General features: G+C 69.0%; 2 protein-coding genes. Both read right to left on the reverse strand.

What is annotated here, in order from left to right:
• Positions 1-511: biotin/lipoyl-containing protein (locus ACWF94_RS38530; protein WP_453499637.1), on the reverse strand; the 511-nt coding region annotated here is incomplete at its 3' end.
• 128 nt (positions 512-639) lie between these two features.
• Positions 640-2,028, reverse strand: coding sequence for a dihydrolipoyl dehydrogenase (gene lpdA, locus ACWF94_RS38535; protein ID WP_453499639.1), 1,389 nt, complete (start codon positions 2,026-2,028; stop codon positions 640-642).
• Positions 2,029-2,495 lie beyond the last annotated feature (467 nt).

Below are 2,495 nucleotides of genomic sequence, written 5' to 3' on the forward strand. Positions count from 1 at the left end.
GGTCCACGCTGTTCTCGGCGGCGAGCTTACGGACCAGGGGGGTCACATAGGCGTCACCACCGCCGGCGGGCGCCGGAGCCGCGGGAGCCACCGGAGCGGGCGCGGGCCGGACCGGTGCCGGGGCGGCCGGAGCCTGGGCCTGGACCGGAGCCGGCGCGGGAGCCGCCGGAGCGGCGGGCGCGGGAGCCGGAGCGGCGGGTGCCTCCTGTACGGGCGCCGGGGCCGGGGCCGCGGGGGCGGCCGGGGCGGGCGCCTGCTGCGCGGGGGCAGCACCGGACACACCGATCACCGCGAGCCTGGCACCGACCTCGGCGGTCTCGTCCTCGCCGACCAGGATCTCCAGCAGCGTGCCGGCGGCCGGGGAGGGGATCTCGGTGTCGACCTTGTCGGTCGAGACCTCGAGCAGCGGCTCGTCGACCTCGACGCGCTCGCCCTCGGCCTTCAGCCAGCGGGTGACAGTGCCCTCGGTGACGCTCTCGCCGAGCGCCGGAAGGGATACGGAAACCGACATGGTTTCAGTTGCTCCTAACGATGGGGTCTTCCCAGCTCAGGCGAAGCGGCGAGCGTGGGGAAGTGCGGAAGTGGTCGTCGCGTCCGAGAGCCCGGGGCAGTCCATACGGCCCAGCCGGCCCAGCCTGCTCAGTCATGGGCGTGCAGAGGCTTGCCCGCGAGCGCCAGATGGGCCTCGCCGAGCGCCTCGTTCTGGGTCGGGTGCGCGTGGATGAGCTGCGCGACCTCGGCCGGCAGCGCCTCCCAGTTGTAGATGAGCTGCGCCTCACCGATCTGCTCGCCCATCCGGTCACCGACCATGTGGACGCCGACCACGGCACCGTCCTTGACCTGGACGAGCTTGATCTCGCCCTGGGTCTTGAGGATCTTGCTCTTGCCGTTGCCCCCCAGGGGGTACTTCAGGGCGACGACCTTGTCCGCACCGTAGATCTCCTTCGCCTTGGCCTCGGTGATGCCGACGGACGCGACCTCGGGGTGGCAGTACGTCACCCGGGGCACACCGTCGTAGTCGACCGGCACGGTCTTGAGACCGGCGAGCCGCTCCGCCACCAGGATGCCCTCGGCGAAGCCGACGTGCGCGAGCTGGAGCGTCGGGACGAGGTCACCGACGGCCGAGATCGTCGGCACGTTCGTCCGCATGTACTCGTCCACGAGGACATAGCCGCGGTCCATCGCGACGCCCTGCTCCTCGTAACCGATCCCCGCGGAGACCGGGCCACGGCCGACGGCGACGAGGAGCACCTCGGCGTCGAAGGTCTTGCCGTCCGCGAGCGTGACACGGACGCCGTCCTGGGTGTACTCGGCCTTCTCGAAGAAGGTGCCGAGGTTGAACTTGATGCCGCGCTTGCGGAACGCGCGCTCAAGAAGCTTGGAGCTGTTCTCGTCCTCCACGGGGACGAGGTGCTTCAGCCCCTCGATGACCGTGACATCGGCGCCGAAGGACTTCCACGCGGAGGCGAACTCGACTCCGATGACACCGCCGCCGAGCACGATCGCGGACTGCGGGACGCGGTCCAGCCTCAGCGCGTGGTCGGAGGAGATGACGCGGTTGCCGTCGATCTCCAGGCCGGGCAGCGACTTCGGTACGGAGCCGGTGGCCAGGAGGATGTGCCGGCCCTGGACCCGCTGGCCGTTGACATCGACGGAGGTGGGGGAGGAGAGCCGTCCCTCACCCTCGATGGTGGTGATCTTGCGGGAGGCGATCAGACCCTGGAGACCCTTGTAAAGGCCCGAGATCACCTCGTCCTTGTACTTGTGCACGGCTGCGACGTCGATGCCCTCGAACGTCGCCCGGACTCCGAACTGCTCGGACTCACGGGCCTGGTCGGCGATCTCGCCGGCGTGCAGAAGAGCCTTGGTGGGGATGCATCCGTAGTGCAGGCAGGTGCCGCCGACCTTGTCCTTCTCGATCAGGGCGACGTCCAGTCCCAGCTGGGCTCCACGCAGCGCCGCAGCGTAACCGCCGCTACCGCCGCCGAGGATCACTAGGTCGAAAACGGTGCTGGCGTCGTTCGCCACGTCACGTCCTCCATGCATGTGCGCCGGTCGCCGGAGTCCCCCTTCCAAGGGACGACCGGCCTTTCGGCTGGTGTGCGGCCACTGTCTCGTCGGCCCTGTCATGGGGCCCTGTCCTGCCGAGAACCCATCTTCGCACTTGTTGGGGGAAGACGGGACGCGGGGCGGGGCTCTGGGGAAGTCTGATCGATCACCTCAGGGGTTACCGGTACGTACGAACATCTGAATCGAGGAACCGATTCCGCTGAGAGCGGTATTCCACCGGTGTTTCATCGACAGCGAACGCGCCCTGGCCGGGGGCGGTCGGGACGATCCATGACATTTCTCGCGAGGGTGGCGTAATGCGGAGAAGTCCGATGAAAGTGGGACGGCGGTGGCGGGAGCGGACGCAGTACCGGTCGCGATGGTCGTACGGATGGTGTTACGGACGCGGTGAGGTGCCGGTGGTGTTACGGACGCGGTGAGGACGC

Source organism: Streptomyces sp. NPDC055078, from assembly GCF_053607985.1.